Source organism: Streptomyces sp. NBC_01750 (genome assembly GCF_035918095.1).
Taxonomy (GTDB): Bacteria; Actinomycetota; Actinomycetes; order Streptomycetales; family Streptomycetaceae; genus Streptomyces.
On the sequence record NZ_CP109137.1, the window covers coordinates 6,379,117 to 6,394,348 of the forward strand.

The following is a 15,232-nucleotide window of genomic DNA, read 5'->3' on the forward strand; positions in this document are numbered from 1 at the left end:
TGCCACGCGCGGTGGACGGGTGGCGTGCGAAGCCGCCGCCTCCGGGGCTTGCCCCGGCTGTGGGAGGGGGCAGGCGGGGAAAGGCCCCAGCGCACCCACCTCGACCTCAGGGCGTACGCGCGATCAGATACCGGAACACATTCGGCATCCAGACCGTCCCGTCCCACCGCCGGTACGGATGCAGCGCCTCCGCCATCTCCTTCTCCACCTGCGCCTGGTCCGTCGCCCGTACCGCCGCCGCGTACAGCCCGGTCGACAGCAGTCCCCGCACCGCGCTCTCCATGTCCGCATAGCCGAACGGGCAGGCCACCCGCCCCGAGCCATCCGGCTTCAGGCGCGCCCGCGACGCCACGTCCTCCAGGTCGTCCCGCAGCGCCGGACGCCAGCCGCCGGCCGACCGCAGCCGGTCGGTCAGCCGGCCGGCCACTCGCAGCACCCCCGACGTGGCGCAGCGCTCCGGCGGGCCCCAGCCGGTGAGTACGACCGCGCTGCCGTGCTCCGACCGCTCGACCGCCGCCTCCAGCGCCGGCCCGAGCCCCTCGGAATCGCCCGCCGCACAGCCGATCGGCTGAAACGCGGTGATCATGTTGTACGGCGGCCTGCCCACGTCGGCCGCGGCCGACGCGAGGTCGTCCAGCAGCTCGGCGTCCCCCGCATGGCCGACACCTTCCCGGGCCTCTCTGGTCTCCGGAGCCATCCGTTCCCGTGCCAGCGCGAGCCGCTCGCGATCCTTGTCGACCCCCGTCACGCTCGCACCGCGCGACGCGGCGATCAGGAGGGCGAGGCCTGAGCCGCAGCCGAGGCCGAGCAGCCGCGTCCAGGAGCCGACCTCCAGGCGCTCGTACACCGCCTCGTAGAGCGGCACGAGCATCCGTTCCTGGATCTCGGCCCAGTCCCGAGCACGCGCACACGCCTCCGCCGGAGTCGGAGACGCCGATGCCGCGTGGGGTCGGTGCTGAACGAGCGTTGGTGTCATCGAAGCGCCCCAATCCGCCAAGAGGTCAGCCGAGCCCTGAAGGACAGCCCCCCGTGTGCGTACGCCTGCGCTCCCCTCGTATGCCAGAGAACTGCGCATGCGCCCTCAAGTCCAGGGGGCGTATGGCAATGGTTGTGTGCCCCGCGCGTGCGCCCCCGGGAACCGGCCGATTCACGTCTCGCACGCGTGTCGCCGTACGATGCGCGCCATGGCAAAGGCACCCGTTCTCACGCCCCAGGCGGAAGATTTCCCGCGCTGGTACCAGGACCTGATCAACAAGGCCGAACTGGCGGACAACGGCCCGGTGCGCGGCACCATGGTCATCCGGCCGTACGGATACGGCCTGTGGGAGCGGATGCAGCAGGAGATGGACGCCCGCATCAAGGACGCGGGTGCCCAGAACGCCTACTTCCCGCTCTTCATCCCCCAGTCTTACCTGACAAGGGAAGCCGAGCATGTCGAGGGCTTCGCGCCCGAGCTCGCGGTCGTCACGCACGGTGGCGGAAAGGAGCTCGACGAGCCCGTCGTCGTACGCCCCACCTCCGAGACGATCATCAACGACTACTTCTCGAAGTGGATCCAGAGCTACCGCGATCTGCCGCTGCTGATCAACCAGTGGGCCAATGTGGTGCGTTGGGAAATGCGTCCGCGCGTCTTCCTTCGTACGACGGAATTCCTCTGGCAGGAGGGCCACACCGCCCACGCCACCTACGAGGACGCCCGCGACTACGCCGCCTACATCCACAAGAAGGTGTACGCGGACTTCATGGTCAACGTCCTCGGCATCGATGTGGTGCTCGGCCGCAAGACGCCCAAGGAGCGCTTCGCCGGAGCCATCAACACCCTCACGCTCGAAGGCATGATGGGCGACGGCAAGGCCCTGCAGCTGGGTACGAGCCATGAGCTCGGCACCAACTTCTCCACGGCGTTCAACACCACGTATCTGTCGAAGGACGGCAAGCAGGAGCTGGCCTGGCAGACCTCCTGGGGCACTTCCACCCGCATGGTCGGCGGCCTGATCATGTCGCACGGCGACGACAACGGATTGCGCGTCCCGCCGCGTCTGGCGGCCGTCCAGGTCGTCGTCATGGCCATCAAGGGTGAGGAAGCGGTCGCCAAGGTCCGCGAGATCGGCGGCCTGCTGAAGGCCGCGGGTCTGCGCGTCCAGGTCGACGACCGCACCGACACCCCCTTCGGTCGCCGCGCGGTCGACTGGGAGCTCAAGGGCGTTCCGGTGCGGATCGAGATCGGCCCGCGTGATCTTCAGGCGGGCACCGCGATGCTGGCCCGTCGCATTGCGGGCGGCAAGGAGCCGGTGCGGATCGAGGAACTGGCCGGGCTGCTGCCCCGGGTTCTCGAGGAGGGCCAGGCGCAGTTGCTGAAGGAATCGCGCGACCGCCGTGAGTCCCGTACGACTGATGTGACGACGATCGAAGAGGCCGCCGAGGCCGCGGTCGCCGGCGGCTGGGCCCGTATCCCGTGGTCGACGCTGGGCCAGGAGGGCGAGGCCGAGCTGGCCGAGCAGGCGGTGTCCGTACGGTGTCTGGTCGCCGAGGACGGGTCGGTTCCGGATGCCGACGACGCCCCGGGTACTGTCGCGATCGTGGCCCGCGCCTACTGACGCCCACGCGCCTCGCCAAGCAACTGACGCCCCGGCGCGCGGACTTCGTCTACGCGCTGGGGCGTACGCGCCGCTACGTACCACCTTGGTGTGAGCTGCGAAGCTTCTCCGCAGATCAGCGCACCCGCCCTCGTCAGGACGCATCAACGGCAACTGACGGGTACGTGCAAAATATTTGGGATGCCCCGGAATGGAACCCGCGAGCGCTTCGGCTCGTTATCACGACGTGAGCACGACACCACCTGTTCTCGCCGCAGAGCTGGCACAGGCGTGGGCCGATATTCAGCGGCACCACCCCGAGCTGCCGGATCTTGCCGCGCCCGAGTCCCTGATCGGAGAGTCCTCGTCCGCCTGCGGCGCCGAGCTCTCCTTCGAGCGACTGCTTCACGAGGCAGTCCACGGCATCGCCGCCGCCAGAGGTGTCCGCGACACCTCCCGCGCCGGCCGCTACCACAACCGCCGATTCCTGGCGATCGCCGAGGAGATGGGCCTGGACCATGTGGATGAGCCGCATCCCAGCAGCGGCTTCTCGCTGGTCGTACTCAATCCCGAGGCGAAGCGGCGGTACCGCCCCACCATCGAGAGACTTCAGCGCGCCCTCAAGGCGCACACGGTGGCCACGGCCGCCGACACCAAGCGCAGTTTCCGCGGGCCTGCCGCCCGCCACGGCTCCTCGGGCGGCGGGGTGCGCGTCAAGGCCGTCTGCGACTGCGGCCGCAATGTCCGGGTCGTACCCTCGGTTCTCGCCCAGGCGCCGATCGTCTGCGGCGGCTGTGGGAAGCCCTTCCGGATCCCGGAGGTAGTGGGCGCGGCGAGCTGACCGCGTCCGCCCGCCGTTATCGCGCCGCCGACGGGGGCGGGGCGACGCAGGCCGGGCGAGAGTGCGCCGCAGGTGTGTGGCACAATGGCTAGCTGTACTCGACAGCCGCACAGGAACCCTCTCGCCTCCGGCTGACGCGTCCATCGGGCACCCCGAGTACCGCAACCCCACGTGGCATCTCGTTGTGCCCAATCACGTCAAGACCAGGAGACACCACTCCAGTGGCAGTCAAGATCAAGCTGAAGCGTCTGGGCAAGATCCGTTCGCCTCACTACCGCATCGTCGTCGCCGACTCCCGTACCCGCCGTGACGGCCGGGCCATCGAGGAGATCGGCCTGTACCACCCGGTGCAGAACCCCTCGCGCATCGAGGTCAACTCGGAGCGTGCCCAGTACTGGCTGTCCGTCGGCGCCCAGCCGACCGAGCCGGTCCTCGCGATCCTGAAGCTCACCGGTGACTGGCAGAAGCACAAGGGCCTGCCGGCCCCGGCGCCGCTGCTGGTCGCGGAGCCGAAGAACAAGCGCGCCGCGTTCGAGGCCTTCAGCAAGGCCCTCGAGGGCGACGAGCCGAAGGGTGAGGCGATCACCCCGAAGGCGAAGAAGGCTGACAAGAAGGCAGACGCGGCCGAGGCTGCGTCCACCGAGTCGACCGAGGCCTGAGCATGCTCGAGGAGGCTCTCGAGCACCTCGTGAAGGGCATCGTCGACAACCCGGACGATGTGCAAGTGGCCTCGCGCGATCTGCGCCGTGGTCGCGTGCTCGAGGTCCGGGTACACCCCGACGATCTCGGTAAGGTGATCGGCCGTAACGGCCGCACCGCACGCGCCCTGCGCACCGTCGTGGGCGCCATCGGCGGCCGTGGCATCCGTGTCGACCTTGTCGACGTGGACCAGGTTCGCTGACATACGCAACACCGGCACGGGCCGGGGAGGGCCTTCGGTCCTTCCCGGCCCGTGGCTGTTTGCGACCATGAGTCCACGACCGCAATCATCAATCGAGGAACCACGACGGTGGGAACCCGGGCCGCGAGAGCGGCGGCGGTTCAGCCGCGAAGGAGTGCAGTGCAGCTGGTAGTCGCGCGGATCGGCCGCGCCCACGGGATCAAGGGCGAGGTCACCGTCGAGGTGCGTACGGACGAGCCGGAGCTGCGGCTCGGGCCCGGAGCCGTCCTGGCCACCGACCCGGCCTCCGCCGGACCGCTGACAATCGAGACCGGCCGGGTGCACAGCGGCAGGCTGCTGTTGCGCTTCGAGGGAGTACGGGACCGCAATGCCGCCGAAGCCCTGCGCAACACCCTGCTCATCGCCGAGGTTAACCCTCAGGAGGTCCCGGAGGACCCCGAGGAGTTCTACGACCACCAGCTGATGGACCTTGACGTGGTCCTCGCCGACGGCACCGGGATCGGCCGGATCACCGAGATCACCCATCTGCCCTCGCAGGACCTGTTCATCGTCGAACGGCCGGACGGCAGTGAGCTGATGATCCCCTTCGTCGAGGCGATCGTGACCGAGATCGACCTCGAGAAGCAGCGCGCCGTCATCAGCCCGCCGCCGGGGCTCATCGACGAGAGCGAGGCCGAGGTCGCTTCGTCGAGGGACGCGTCCAAGGACGACGCCTGATGCGGCTCGACGTCGTCACGATCTTCCCCGAGTACCTGGAACCGCTGAACCTGTCGCTGGTGGGCAAGGCACGCGCGCGTGGGCAACTCGATGTCCATGTGCACGATCTGCGGGAGTGGACGTACGACCGGCACAACACCGTCGACGACACCCCCTACGGCGGCGGCCCCGGCATGGTCATGAAGACCGAGCCCTGGGGCGACTCCCTCGACGACGCGCTGGCGAGCGGTTACGAGGCCGGCGCGCACGGCCCCGTCCTCGTCGTCCCCACCCCCAGCGGCCGTCCCTTCACCCAGGAGCTCGCCGTCGAGCTCGCCGAGCGGCCATGGCTGATTTTCACCCCCGCCCGCTACGAAGGCATCGACCGCCGGGTCATCGACGAGTACGCGACCCGGATGCCGGTCCATGAGGTGTCCATCGGCGACTACGTCCTGGCCGGCGGCGAGGCGGCCGTACTGGTGATCACGGAGGCAGTGGCCCGGCTGCTGCCCGGTGTCCTCGGCAACGCCGAGTCGCACCGGGACGACTCCTTCGCACCCGGCGCGATGGCCAATCTGCTGGAGGGGCCCGTCTACACCAAGCCGCCCGAGTGGCGCGGTCGCGCGATTCCGGACGTGCTGGTCAGCGGGCACCACGGCAGAATCGCCCGGTGGCGGCGGGACGAGGCGTTCCGCCGGACAGCCCTCAACAGGCCCGACCTGATTGAGCGTTGCGACCCGGCCGCCTTCGACAAGAAGGACCGGGAGATCCTCTCCATCCTGGGCTGGTCGCCGGAGCCCGGCGGTGGATTTTGGCGCAGGCCCGAGGCCGTGGAAGAATAGGCCGCTGCTGTACGTCCGGTCGGCGCCCCTGCCACAGGGGGAACGACGCCCGCCCGACGCGAACAGCACCCCGACTCTCATCTCGATCATTCCGCTGATGACCTGTGGCATCGGCGAGGAAGCAGACCAACATGGCTCACCTGCTCGACAACGTCAACGCCGCTTCGCTGCGCAGCGACGTCCCCGCCTTCCGTCCCGGCGACACCGTGAACGTCCACGTGCGCGTCATCGAGGGCAACCGCTCGCGTATCCAGCAGTTCAAGGGTGTTGTGATCCGCCGCCAGGGCTCGGGCGTCAGCGAGACCTTCACGGTCCGCAAGGTCTCCTTCTCCGTCGGCGTCGAGCGCACCTTCCCGGTGCACAGCCCGATCTTCGAGAAGATCGAGCTCGTCACCCGCGGTGACGTCCGTCGCGCCAAGCTCTACTACCTGCGCGACCTGCGCGGCAAGGCTGCCAAGATCAAGGAGAAGCGCGACAACTGAGCCCCGGCTCACACCTCGCGCTCAGCTTTGGAGCAACCGCGTCACAGGGCGGCCGGATAGGCTCTGGGCCGATGGACACCGAAGCGAAGCACACGGAGCGCGACCGCTCTTCCGTCCCCGAAGCCGGGGAAGAGGGAGAGGGGTCGCGCTTCGCGCGTTCGACACGCCTCTCCGATCGGCGTTCCCGTCGGCCCTTGGCACGGTTGCACAAACGTCTCTCCGGGCTGTCCTGGCGTACGGCGGGGCTGCTCGGTGTCGCGTGCACGGTGCTCGTGCTGCTGTTCAGTCATTTCGTGCTGCAGCCCTTCCAGATCCCGAGCCGTTCCATGGAGTCCACCCTGCAGGTCGGTGACCGGGTGCTGGTGAACAAGCTGGCGTACCGTTTCGGTTCCGAGCCCGAGCGGGGGGACGTCGTCGTCTTCGACGGCACGGGATCGTTCGTACAAGAGGGCGTGCAGGAAAATCCGGTCAGCAGGCTGACGCGCGGGGCGTTCGCGGCGCTGGGGCTGGCCGAGCCGTCCGAGACCGACTTCGTGAAGCGCGTGGTGGGTGTCGGCGGTGACCGTGTGGTCTGCTGCGACAAAGGGGGCAGGGTCGAGGTGAACGGCGTACCGGTCGACGAGAGATATCTGCACCCCGACGACGTGCCTTCGGAGGTGCCCTTCGACATCGTCGTGCCCGAGGGCACTCTGTGGGTCATGGGAGACCACCGGAGCAACTCCCGCGACTCCCGCGACCATCTCGGCGAGCCCGGCGGTGGCATGGTGCCCGTCGACAAGGTGATCGGGCGGGCGGACTGGATCGGCTGGCCCGTGGGCCGCTGGACCTCGCTGGAGCCGACCGACACCTTCTCCGGCGTACCCGATCCGGGTCGAATGCCGGGCGGAGCACATGGGTAAGCGCGGGCGTAGTGCGAGCCACCGGGCGGACACCCGGCTGCCCACGGGGACACGGCCCACGGACGGCGCCAGGACGCTGCCGGGCCGTGCGGACCGGCGCAGGCTGGCACAGAAGGTCAAGCGCAAGCGCCGCCGGTCGGCCGTGAAGGAGATACCTCTCCTGATCACGGTGGCGCTGATGATCGCCCTGGTCCTGAAGACATTCCTGGTGCAGGCCTTCGTGATCCCGTCGGGCTCGATGGAGCAGACGATCCGGATCCAGGACCGCGTGCTGGTGGACAAGCTCACCCCGTGGTTCGGCTCCAGGCCGCAGCGCGGCGATGTCGTCGTCTTCAAGGACCCCGGCGGCTGGCTGCCGCCGAACGAGCAGCAGAAGGACGACCCGATCGGCGTCAAACAGGCCAAGCAGGGGCTGACCTTCATCGGGCTGCTGCCGTCGGACGACGAGCAGGACCTGATCAAGCGGGTGGTCGCGGTCGGCGGCGACACCGTGAAGTGCTGCGACAAGGACGGTCGGATCACCGTCAACGGCGTACCGCTCATCGAGCCGTATCTGAACCCCGGAAACGTTCCCTCGACGATCAGGTTCGAGGTCAAGGTTCCGGCCGGGCGGATCTTCGTGATGGGTGACCACCGGTCCAATTCGGCCGACTCGCGCTTCCACCTCGACGAGAGGGACCACGGCACGGTTTCGGAGGACGAGGTCGTCGGCCGCGCGGTCGTCATCGGCTGGCCCATCGGCCACTGGCGGAAGCTGGAAGAACCGGAAACGTACGCATCCGTGCCGAACGCGCGCGCCGGGGCGACTTCGGCACTCCATGGGTCGAATAGTGTGTCCCCTCGGGATCTGAACGGAATGATCCCGCTCCCGAGCCCTGCGGAACTCCCGCTCGTTATGGGAGTGGTGGGCCTGTTCCGTCTTCGGGGCAGGCGGTTCGCACGGAGTGAGGAGTGGATGTGGGGGACGTGGCGGTCGGCGCACGATCCGGACACGACGAGCCCGAGGACAGGCCCGGGAAACTCGGCGAGTCACCCCCGGCCGGGACGGACGATTCGGCTGGGACGCAAGGGACGGCCGGGGCGAGCGGTCTGGATGGCGCCGAGAGGGTCGAGAGCGGACCTTCCGACGGCAGTGGTACGGGACAGAAGAAGCAGCGATCCTTCTGGAAGGAACTGCCGCTCCTGATCGGTATCGCGCTGCTTCTCGCGCTCCTGATCAAGACATTCCTGGTGCAGGCGTTCTCGATCCCCTCGGACTCGATGCAGAACACGCTGCAGCGGGGCGACCGGGTACTCGTGGACAAGCTCACCCCGTGGTTCGGCTCGGAGCCCGAGCGCGGCGAGGTCGTGGTCTTCCACGATCCGGGCGGCTGGCTGGACGGTGAGCCCACCCCCACCCCGAACCCCGTGCAGAAGTTCCTGAGCTTCATCGGCCTGATGCCGTCGGCCGAGGAGAAGGACCTGATCAAGCGGACGATCGCGGTCGCCGGCGACACGGTGGAGTGCAAGAAGGGCGGCCCGGTCAAGGTCAACGGGAAGGCGCTGGACGAGCCGTACATCTTTCCCGGTGACACCCCCTGTAACGACCAGCCCTTCGGCCCGTTCAAGGTGCCGAAGGACCGGATCTGGGTGATGGGCGACCACCGCCAGAACTCCCAGGACTCCCGGTACCACATGGAGGATGCGAACGGCGGCTTCGTCCCGGTCGACAAGGTCGTCGGGCGCGCTGTCGTGGTCGCCTGGCCGGTCAACCGCTGGGCCGTGCTGTCGGTGCCGGACACCTTCGACCAGTCCGGAATCAACGCGGCTGCGGCCGTGCTGCCCGCGGCTCCCGCGGCGATGGGCCTCGCGGGCGCGCTGCCGATCGTGATCCGGCGCAGGGGGAGGCTGACCGGCGGGCGTACCGCCGGGTAGGGTGCCGTCCCAGATCGCCGATCTCCGAGGATCGACTCGATGGATTCTCGGGGGCCGAATCTCCGAAGTAGGGGAGCGCTGGGATGAGCAGTTCAGGACGTACGGAAGACGGCCGCGGCCGGCTCGGCAATGCGCTGTCGGGCCTGGCCGTGGCCGTCGGCTGTGTGCTCTTCCTCGGAGGATTCATCTGGGGAGCCGTGGTGTACCAGCCGTACACCGTGCCGACCGACTCGATGTCCCCGACCGTCGCGCCGGGCGACCGCGTCCTGGCGCAGCGGATAGACGGCGACCAGGTGCGGCGCGGGGACATCGTGGTCTTCCGCGACAAGCAGTGGGGCGATATGCCGATGGTGAAGCGTGTCGTCGGCGTGGGTGGCGATGCGATCGCCTGCTGCGGCGACGGTGGCCGGCTGACCGTCAACGGCAAGGTAATCGAAGAACCGTATTTGCACGCCAAGGGTCCGGCCTCGAACAGCTTCACGGCGACGGTGCCCAAGGGGCAGCTGTTCCTGCTCGGCGACGAGCGTATGGGCTCGCTGGACTCGCGCGTACACCTCCAGGACCCCGGACACGGGTCGGTACCGCGCTCGGCCGTCACGGCCCGACTGGACGCCATTGCCTGGCCGCTGGACGGCGGCCTGCTGGAGCGGCCCCAGGGTTTCGCCGCGCTGCCGGGCGGGGTCTCGCAGCTGGGACCGGTGAAGCTGGTGGTCGGTTCGGTGGCGATCGGCGCCCTGCTGATCGTGGGCGGGGCGGCGTACGGTCCGGTCACCCGGCGGCTGTCGAAGCCGCGGCGGGGGGCCTCGGGCGCCGGGGGCAGCGGGCGGGGGAAAGCGACTGCCGGTGTCGGATGAGCCGCGGAAGGTCGCACGGGTCGTTCTGCTCGACCCGCAGGACCGCATTCTGCTGATGCACGGATTCGAGCCCGGGGACCCTGCCGACAGCTGGTGGTTCACCCCGGGCGGCGGCCTGGAGGGCGACGAGACCCGGGAGGAGGCCGCGCTGCGCGAGCTGGCTGAGGAGACCGGGGGCACAGAGGTGCAGCTGGGGCCGGTGCTGTGGCGCCGGACCTGCTCGTTTCCGTTCGACGGACGCCGCTGGGACCAGGACGAGTGGTACTTCCTGGCGCGTACGGCGCAGACGGCGACCGCCCCGGCAGGGCTGACGGAGCTTGAGCGGCGCAGTATCGCGGGGCTGAGGTGGTGGACCTCCGCCGAACTGTCGGCGGCGCGTGAGACGGTGTATCCGACCAAGCTCGCCGAGCTGCTGCGCACGCTGCTCGACGAGGGTCCTCCGAGCGTGCCGGTGGTCCTGGCCCCCGAAATCGTCTAGGGGCGCAGGGGGCGGGCGCACAATGGGGGGACGCAAGGCTGAAGGGGAACATGCCATGAGCGCCGAGGATCTCGAGAAGTACGAGACCGAGATGGAGCTGAAGCTCTACCGGGAGTACCGAGATGTCGTCGGGCTGTTCAAATATGTGATCGAGACCGAGCGTCGCTTCTACCTCACCAATGACTACGAGATGCAGGTGCACTCGGTACAGGGTGAGGTCTTCTTCGAAGTCTCGATGGCGGATGCCTGGGTCTGGGACATGTACCGACCGGCCAGGTTCGTCAAGCAGGTGCGGGTGCTCACGTTCAAGGACGTGAATATCGAGGAGCTCAACAAGAGCGATCTCGAACTTCCGGGCAGCTGATCCCCGGGCGGCTGATCCCCGGGCGGCTGATCCGGGTGACGGGGTTATCCACAACGGGCGGGTTGTCCACCAAGATTCACTCGTGAGGATCTGACGCGTCACAGTCGGTGCCGGAGGTGGTGCCGATATGAACGCGACGGGGGCACTGGGGCGGTACGGCGAGGAGCTGGCGGCGAGGCTGCTGGCAGACGCCGGCATGACGGTGCTGGCGCGGAACTGGCGCTGCGGGCGTGCCGGTGAGATCGATATCGTCGCCAGGGACGGCGATGTGGTGGTTGTCTGCGAGGTCAAGACCCGCAGGGTGGGCGCTTTCGAGCATCCGATGGCCGCGGTCACGCCGAGGAAGGCGGAGCGGCTGAGACGGCTGGCCGAGTGCTGGCTGGAGCGGCACGGCGGGCCGCCGCCCGATGGCGTGCGTATCGATCTCGTGGGAGTGGTGCTGCCCAGGCGCGGTGCGCCGCTCGTCGAGCATGCGCGGGGAGTGGCCTGAGATGGGGTTCGCGCGGGCGTGTTCCGTGGCGCTGGTCGGAGTCGAGGGTGTGGTGGTCGAGGTCCAGGCGGACCTGGAGCCGGGCGTGGCTGCGTTCACGCTGGTGGGACTGCCGGACAAGAGCCTGGTGGAGAGCCGGGACCGGGTCAGGGCGGCGATCGTGAACTCCGGTGCGGAGTGGCCGCAGAAGAAGCTCACGGTCGGGCTCAGCCCGGCATCCGTGCCCAAGAGCGGCAGCGGTTTTGATCTCGCCGTGGCGTGCGCCGTACTGGGGGCGGCGGAGCGCATCGACCCCAAGGACATCGCCGATCTGCTGCTGATCGGGGAGCTGGGCCTGGACGGTCGTGTGCGGCCGGTGCGTGGAGTGCTGCCGGCCGTCCTCGCCGCGGCCGAGGCCGGCTACCGGCAGGTGGTCGTCCCGGAGCAGACCGCGGGGGAGGCCTCACTGGTGCCGGGGGTGTCCGTGCTCGGTGTACGGAGCCTGCGGCAGCTCATCGCCGTACTGACCAATGAGCCGGTGCCGGATGAGGAGCCCGCTCCGGAAGGCAGTCCGGACGCCATGCTGGCCGGGCTGATGGTACCTGGCGCGGGGGTGGGAACCGGGCTGGCGATGGAGTCGGTTGACGGCCCCGACCTGGCCGATGTCGCCGGGCAGCGCAAGGCACGCACGGCGTTGGAGGTGGCCGCGGCGGGCGGTCACCATCTGCTGCTGCACGGACCTCCGGGCGCCGGCAAGACCATGCTGGCGGAGCGGCTGCCCGGGGTGCTGCCACCGCTGACCCGGCGGGAATCCCTGGAAGTCACCGCGGTGCACTCGGTGGCGGGCATTCTGCCTCCGGGCGAGCCCCTGGTACGTACGCCGCCCTACTGCGCGCCGCACCATTCGGCGACGATGCAGTCGCTCGTCGGTGGCGGTAACGGACTGCCGCGGCCCGGCGCGGTGTCGCTGGCGCACCGGGGCGTGCTGTTCCTTGACGAGACTCCCGAATTTTCGGGCAAGGCGCTGGACGCCCTTCGGCAGCCGCTCGAATCCGGGCATGTGGTGGTGGCACGGAGCGCGGGAGTGGTGCGGCTGCCCGCCAGGTTCCTGATGGTCCTCGCGGCCAATCCATGCCCCTGCGGACGGCACAGCCTGCACGGCGCCGGATGCGAATGCCCACCGTCGGCGATCCGCCGCTACCAGGCGCGGCTGTCCGGACCGCTGCTCGACCGCGTCGATCTGCGCGTCGGAGTCGAGCCGGTCGACCGCGTCGACCTGCTGGGCCAAGGCGGCCGAGGCGAGCCGACGGCAGCCGTCGCGGCACGGGTACGGGCCGCGAGGGAGCGTGCCGCGGCCCGATTGCAGGGCACCCCGTGGAGCGTCAACTGCGAGGTACCGGGCCATGAGCTGCGTACGCGCTGGCCGGTCGCGTCCGGGGCGCTGGCCGCGGCCGAGCGGGACATGGAGCGCGGCCTGCTCACGGCCCGTGGCCTGGACAGGGTGCTCCGGGTGGCGTGGACGATCGCGGACCTCGCCGGGCGGGACCGGCCGCAGGCGTGCGACGTGGACCTGGCCCTGGAGCTGCGTACGGGCATCTCGCGAGGCGTACCCATGGCGGCCGACGGGGGAGTGCGGTGATGCCGGGCTCGGGAGCGGGGGACGAGGAGCGGATGGCGCGAGCAGCGCTGACCCGGGTGATCGAGCCGGGCGACGAGCACGGCGGCCGGTGGCTGCGCGAGCTGGGGGCCGGGGAGCTCATGGCCAGGCTCACCTCGCCGGAACACCGGGAACCGGCACTGACCGGAGCTTCGGCACGGCGGCTGGCGGGCTACCGGATACGGGCGACGGGGGTCGAGCCCGACCGTGATCTGGCGGCGGTCGCCGCGGTCGGTGGCCGCTTCGTCTGTCCCGGCGACCGGGAGTGGCCCACCCAGCTCGACGACCTCGGCGACGCCAGACCCATCGGGCTCTGGGTGCGAGGCCGGTCCGACCTGCGGAAATGGGCGCTGCGCTCGGTCGCTGTCGTCGGGGCCAGGGCCTGCACGCCGTACGGCGCGCACATGGCGGCATGCCTCGGCGCCGGGCTCGCCGAGCGCGGCTGGGTCGTGGTGTCGGGTGCTGCCTTCGGGATCGACGGCTCGGCGCACCGCGGCGCACTGGCCGCGGGCGGGGCCACCGTCGCCGTGCTCGCCTGCGGGGTCGATGTCGTCTATCCGCGCGGCCATGCCGAGTTGATCGGGCGCATCGCGGAACAGGGTCTGGTCATTGGGGAGTTGGCGCCGGGCGATCACCCCACACCCAGCAGGTTCATCCTCCGGAACCGGGTGATCGCCGCGCTCACCAGGGGCACCGTCGTCGTCGAGGCCGAGTACCGCAGCGGTTCGCTGGCCACCGCGCGAAGCGCGCAGAAGCTGGGCCGCTTCACGATGGGGGTCCCGGGACCCGCCACCAGCGGGCTCTCGGCCGGCGTGCATGCGCTGCTGCGCGGCGAGGGCGTGCTGGTCACCGATGCCGCCGAAGTGGCGGAGCTGGTGGGCGACATCGGAGACCTCGCTCCCGACCGCCGGGGACCCGTGCTTCCCAGGGATCTTCTGGATCCCCTGAGTGCACGGGTTCTTGAAGCGCTGCCTGCCCGTGGCGCGGTCGCCGGAGCGCAGGTGGCCCGTGGTGCGGGGACGACGGTGGACGAGGCGCTCGGCAGGCTGTACGAACTGCACTCACTGGGTTTTGTCGAACGGCACGGCGACAGCTGGCAGTTGACGCAGAGCGCGATCCGCGGCTCGAACGCGCGGCGAGGCGGTACTTGACCTGGAGCATTCGGGTGAAAAGGTGTTGCCGATGACCTTTGGAGCCCCGTCGATGGCACCTGAGGGACCGACGCGCGCGGTGTCGGCCCCGGTTCGAAGGTGTGGCCGACGGCAGATACCCGCACAGGTTCGTTCCCCCGTCCTTCGCCCACCGCGACACCGCAGTCACGCTACGCTCACCAGAATTCCGGCCCAGACGCTCGTCCCTCCCCATCACAGCAGAACGGCTCAAGGCAACGCATGCCCCAGCACACCTCCGGGTCTGACCGCGCGGCAGTGCCACCCGCTGCCCGAGGCACCGTGCGGCCCCCCGCTCCCTCGTCGCTCGAGGAGCTGTGGCGGTCGTACAAGGCCACGGGTGACGAGCGGCTGCGGGAGCAGTTGATCCTGCACTACTCGCCACTGGTGAAGTACGTCGCGGGCCGGGTGAGCGTGGGGCTGCCGTCCAATGTTGAACAAGCGGACTTCGTCTCCTCCGGAGTATTCGGACTCATCGACGCCATCGAGAAGTTCGATATCGACCGGTCGATCAAGTTCGAGACGTACGCGATCACCCGCATCCGCGGCGCGATGATCGACGAACTCCGTGCCCTGGACTGGATCCCGCGCTCCGTCCGGCAGAAGGCCCGGGCCGTGGAGCGCGCTTATGCCACGCTCGAGGCGCAGCTGAGGCGTACGCCCTCCGAGTGTGAGGTCGCCACCGAGATGGGCATCGCCGTCGAGGAACTGCATGCGGTTTTCAGCCAGTTGTCGCTGGCGAACGTGGTCGCGCTGGAGGAGCTGCTGCATGTCGGCGGTGAAGGCGGCGACCGGCTCAGCCTGATGGACACCCTTGAGGACACCGCCGCCGACAACCCGGTGGAGGTGGCCGAGGACCGGGAACTGCGGCGGCTGCTCGCCCGCGCCATCAACACCCTGCCGGAGCGCGAAAAGACCGTCGTCACTCTCTACTACTACGAGGGCCTCACCCTCGCCGAGATCGGCAATGTCCTCGGCGTCACGGAGAGCAGGGTCAGCCAGATCCACACAAAGTCGGTTCTGCAACTCCGCGCGAAGCTGGCCGACGTCGGGCGCTGACGCCGAATCCTCCTGCCGCGTCCCCGGACAT

17 protein-coding genes and 1 pseudogene are annotated in these 15,232 nt (G+C 69.5%); 17 read left to right on the forward strand and 1 reads right to left on the reverse strand.

Annotated features, from left to right (window positions below):
* Nucleotides 1-106 precede the first annotated feature (106 nt).
* Nucleotides 107-976: a methyltransferase domain-containing protein gene (locus OG966_RS29125; RefSeq protein WP_326652887.1), complete on the reverse strand. Its 870-nt coding sequence runs from the start codon at nucleotides 974-976 to the stop codon at nucleotides 107-109.
* Between the two features lie 208 nt (nucleotides 977-1,184).
* Here OG966_RS29125 and proS point away from each other — a divergent pair, with 208 nt between their 5' ends.
* The 17 genes and pseudogenes from proS (at nucleotide 1,185) to whiG (ending at nucleotide 15,201) form a co-directional block, all read left to right on the forward strand.
* Nucleotides 1,185-2,597, forward strand: a complete 1,413-nt coding sequence (gene proS, locus OG966_RS29130) for a proline--tRNA ligase (RefSeq protein ID WP_326652888.1) — start codon at nucleotides 1,185-1,187, stop codon at nucleotides 2,595-2,597.
* 226 nt (nucleotides 2,598-2,823) lie between these two features.
* On the forward strand, nucleotides 2,824-3,417 hold the full coding sequence (locus tag OG966_RS29135; protein WP_326652889.1) for a hypothetical protein: 594 nt from the start codon (nucleotides 2,824-2,826) through the stop codon (nucleotides 3,415-3,417).
* A 221-nt stretch (nucleotides 3,418-3,638) separates the two neighbouring features.
* On the forward strand, nucleotides 3,639-4,076 hold the full coding sequence (gene rpsP, locus OG966_RS29140) for a 30S ribosomal protein S16 (RefSeq protein WP_326652890.1): 438 nt from the start codon (nucleotides 3,639-3,641) through the stop codon (nucleotides 4,074-4,076).
* Nucleotides 4,077-4,078: 2 nt separating this feature from the next.
* Complete coding sequence (locus OG966_RS29145) at nucleotides 4,079-4,318, forward strand: RNA-binding protein (RefSeq protein ID WP_014153811.1); 240 nt, start codon at nucleotides 4,079-4,081, stop codon at nucleotides 4,316-4,318.
* Nucleotides 4,319-4,477: 159 nt separating this feature from the next.
* Nucleotides 4,478-5,035 (forward strand): ribosome maturation factor RimM, encoded by a 558-nt coding sequence (gene rimM, locus OG966_RS29150; RefSeq protein ID WP_326652892.1) that lies wholly within the window; start codon nucleotides 4,478-4,480, stop codon nucleotides 5,033-5,035.
* Complete coding sequence (gene trmD / locus OG966_RS29155; RefSeq protein ID WP_326652893.1) at nucleotides 5,035-5,856, forward strand: tRNA (guanosine(37)-N1)-methyltransferase TrmD; 822 nt, start codon at nucleotides 5,035-5,037, stop codon at nucleotides 5,854-5,856. The genes rimM and trmD overlap by 1 nt, the downstream gene beginning before the upstream one ends.
* A 131-nt stretch (nucleotides 5,857-5,987) precedes the next feature.
* Nucleotides 5,988-6,338, forward strand: coding sequence for a 50S ribosomal protein L19 (gene rplS / locus OG966_RS29160; protein ID WP_266488825.1), 351 nt, complete (start codon nucleotides 5,988-5,990; stop codon nucleotides 6,336-6,338).
* Between the two features lie 71 nt (nucleotides 6,339-6,409).
* The gene (gene lepB, locus OG966_RS29165; RefSeq protein ID WP_326652895.1) at nucleotides 6,410-7,237 is read left to right on the forward strand and encodes a signal peptidase I; all 828 of its coding nucleotides are present in this window, start codon (nucleotides 6,410-6,412) and stop codon (nucleotides 7,235-7,237) included.
* Nucleotides 7,230-8,286: pseudogene (gene lepB / locus OG966_RS29170) on the forward strand (signal peptidase I); the annotation flags it as partial. The gene lepB (OG966_RS29165) and the pseudogene lepB (OG966_RS29170), both read left to right, overlap by 8 nt.
* Nucleotides 8,195-9,151, forward strand: coding sequence for a signal peptidase I (lepB, locus tag OG966_RS29175; protein ID WP_406730974.1), 957 nt, complete (start codon nucleotides 8,195-8,197; stop codon nucleotides 9,149-9,151). The pseudogene lepB (OG966_RS29170) and the gene lepB (OG966_RS29175), both read left to right, overlap by 92 nt.
* Before the next feature lie 83 nt (nucleotides 9,152-9,234).
* A complete protein-coding gene (gene lepB, locus OG966_RS29180; protein ID WP_326652896.1) occupies nucleotides 9,235-10,005 on the forward strand; it encodes a signal peptidase I in 771 nt (256 codons plus the stop codon).
* The gene (locus OG966_RS29185; RefSeq protein ID WP_326652897.1) at nucleotides 9,995-10,483 is read left to right on the forward strand and encodes an NUDIX hydrolase; all 489 of its coding nucleotides are present in this window, start codon (nucleotides 9,995-9,997) and stop codon (nucleotides 10,481-10,483) included. Before lepB (OG966_RS29180) ends, OG966_RS29185 begins: the two co-directional genes overlap by 11 nt.
* Before the next feature lie 55 nt (nucleotides 10,484-10,538).
* On the forward strand, nucleotides 10,539-10,847 hold the full coding sequence (locus OG966_RS29190) for a DUF2469 domain-containing protein (RefSeq protein WP_005311352.1): 309 nt from the start codon (nucleotides 10,539-10,541) through the stop codon (nucleotides 10,845-10,847).
* Nucleotides 10,848-10,974: 127 nt separating this feature from the next.
* Nucleotides 10,975-11,337 (forward strand): YraN family protein, encoded by a 363-nt coding sequence (locus OG966_RS29195; RefSeq protein WP_326652898.1) that lies wholly within the window; start codon nucleotides 10,975-10,977, stop codon nucleotides 11,335-11,337.
* A gap of 1 nt (nucleotide 11,338) precedes the next feature.
* The gene (locus OG966_RS29200; RefSeq protein WP_326652899.1) at nucleotides 11,339-12,955 is read left to right on the forward strand and encodes a YifB family Mg chelatase-like AAA ATPase; all 1,617 of its coding nucleotides are present in this window, start codon (nucleotides 11,339-11,341) and stop codon (nucleotides 12,953-12,955) included.
* Complete coding sequence (gene dprA / locus OG966_RS29205; protein ID WP_326652900.1) at nucleotides 12,955-14,124, forward strand: DNA-processing protein DprA; 1,170 nt, start codon at nucleotides 12,955-12,957, stop codon at nucleotides 14,122-14,124. Before OG966_RS29200 ends, dprA begins: the two co-directional genes overlap by 1 nt.
* Nucleotides 14,125-14,364: 240 nt before the next feature.
* Nucleotides 14,365-15,201 carry an RNA polymerase sigma factor WhiG gene (whiG, locus tag OG966_RS29210; protein WP_326652901.1) on the forward strand — a complete coding sequence of 279 codons (837 nt, stop codon included), beginning with the start codon at nucleotides 14,365-14,367 and terminating at the stop codon, nucleotides 15,199-15,201.
* Nucleotides 15,202-15,232: the final 31 nt, after the last annotated feature.

Bases quoted from the DNA above. Each gene is read 5' to 3' on its own strand.
- OG966_RS29190 (WP_005311352.1), top strand. From the start codon at position 10,539: ATGAGCGCCGAGGATCTCGAGAAGTACGAGACCGAGATGGAGCTGAAG.
- proS (WP_326652888.1), top strand. From the start codon at position 1,185: ATGGCAAAGGCACCCGTTCTCACGCCCCAGGCGGAAGATTTCCCGCGC.
- dprA (WP_326652900.1), top strand. From the start codon at position 12,955: ATGCCGGGCTCGGGAGCGGGGGACGAGGAGCGGATGGCGCGAGCAGCG.
- lepB (WP_326652896.1), top strand. From the start codon at position 9,235: ATGAGCAGTTCAGGACGTACGGAAGACGGCCGCGGCCGGCTCGGCAAT.
- OG966_RS29145 (WP_014153811.1), top strand. From the start codon at position 4,079: ATGCTCGAGGAGGCTCTCGAGCACCTCGTGAAGGGCATCGTCGACAAC.
- OG966_RS29200 (WP_326652899.1), top strand. From the start codon at position 11,339: ATGGGGTTCGCGCGGGCGTGTTCCGTGGCGCTGGTCGGAGTCGAGGGT.
- OG966_RS29125 (WP_326652887.1), bottom strand. From the start codon at position 976: ATGACACCAACGCTCGTTCAGCACCGACCCCACGCGGCATCGGCGTCT.
- OG966_RS29195 (WP_326652898.1), top strand. From the start codon at position 10,975: ATGAACGCGACGGGGGCACTGGGGCGGTACGGCGAGGAGCTGGCGGCG.
- lepB (WP_326652895.1), top strand. From the start codon at position 6,410: ATGGACACCGAAGCGAAGCACACGGAGCGCGACCGCTCTTCCGTCCCC.
- whiG (WP_326652901.1), top strand. From the start codon at position 14,365: ATGCCCCAGCACACCTCCGGGTCTGACCGCGCGGCAGTGCCACCCGCT.
- trmD (WP_326652893.1), top strand. From the start codon at position 5,035: ATGCGGCTCGACGTCGTCACGATCTTCCCCGAGTACCTGGAACCGCTG.
- rplS (WP_266488825.1), top strand. From the start codon at position 5,988: ATGGCTCACCTGCTCGACAACGTCAACGCCGCTTCGCTGCGCAGCGAC.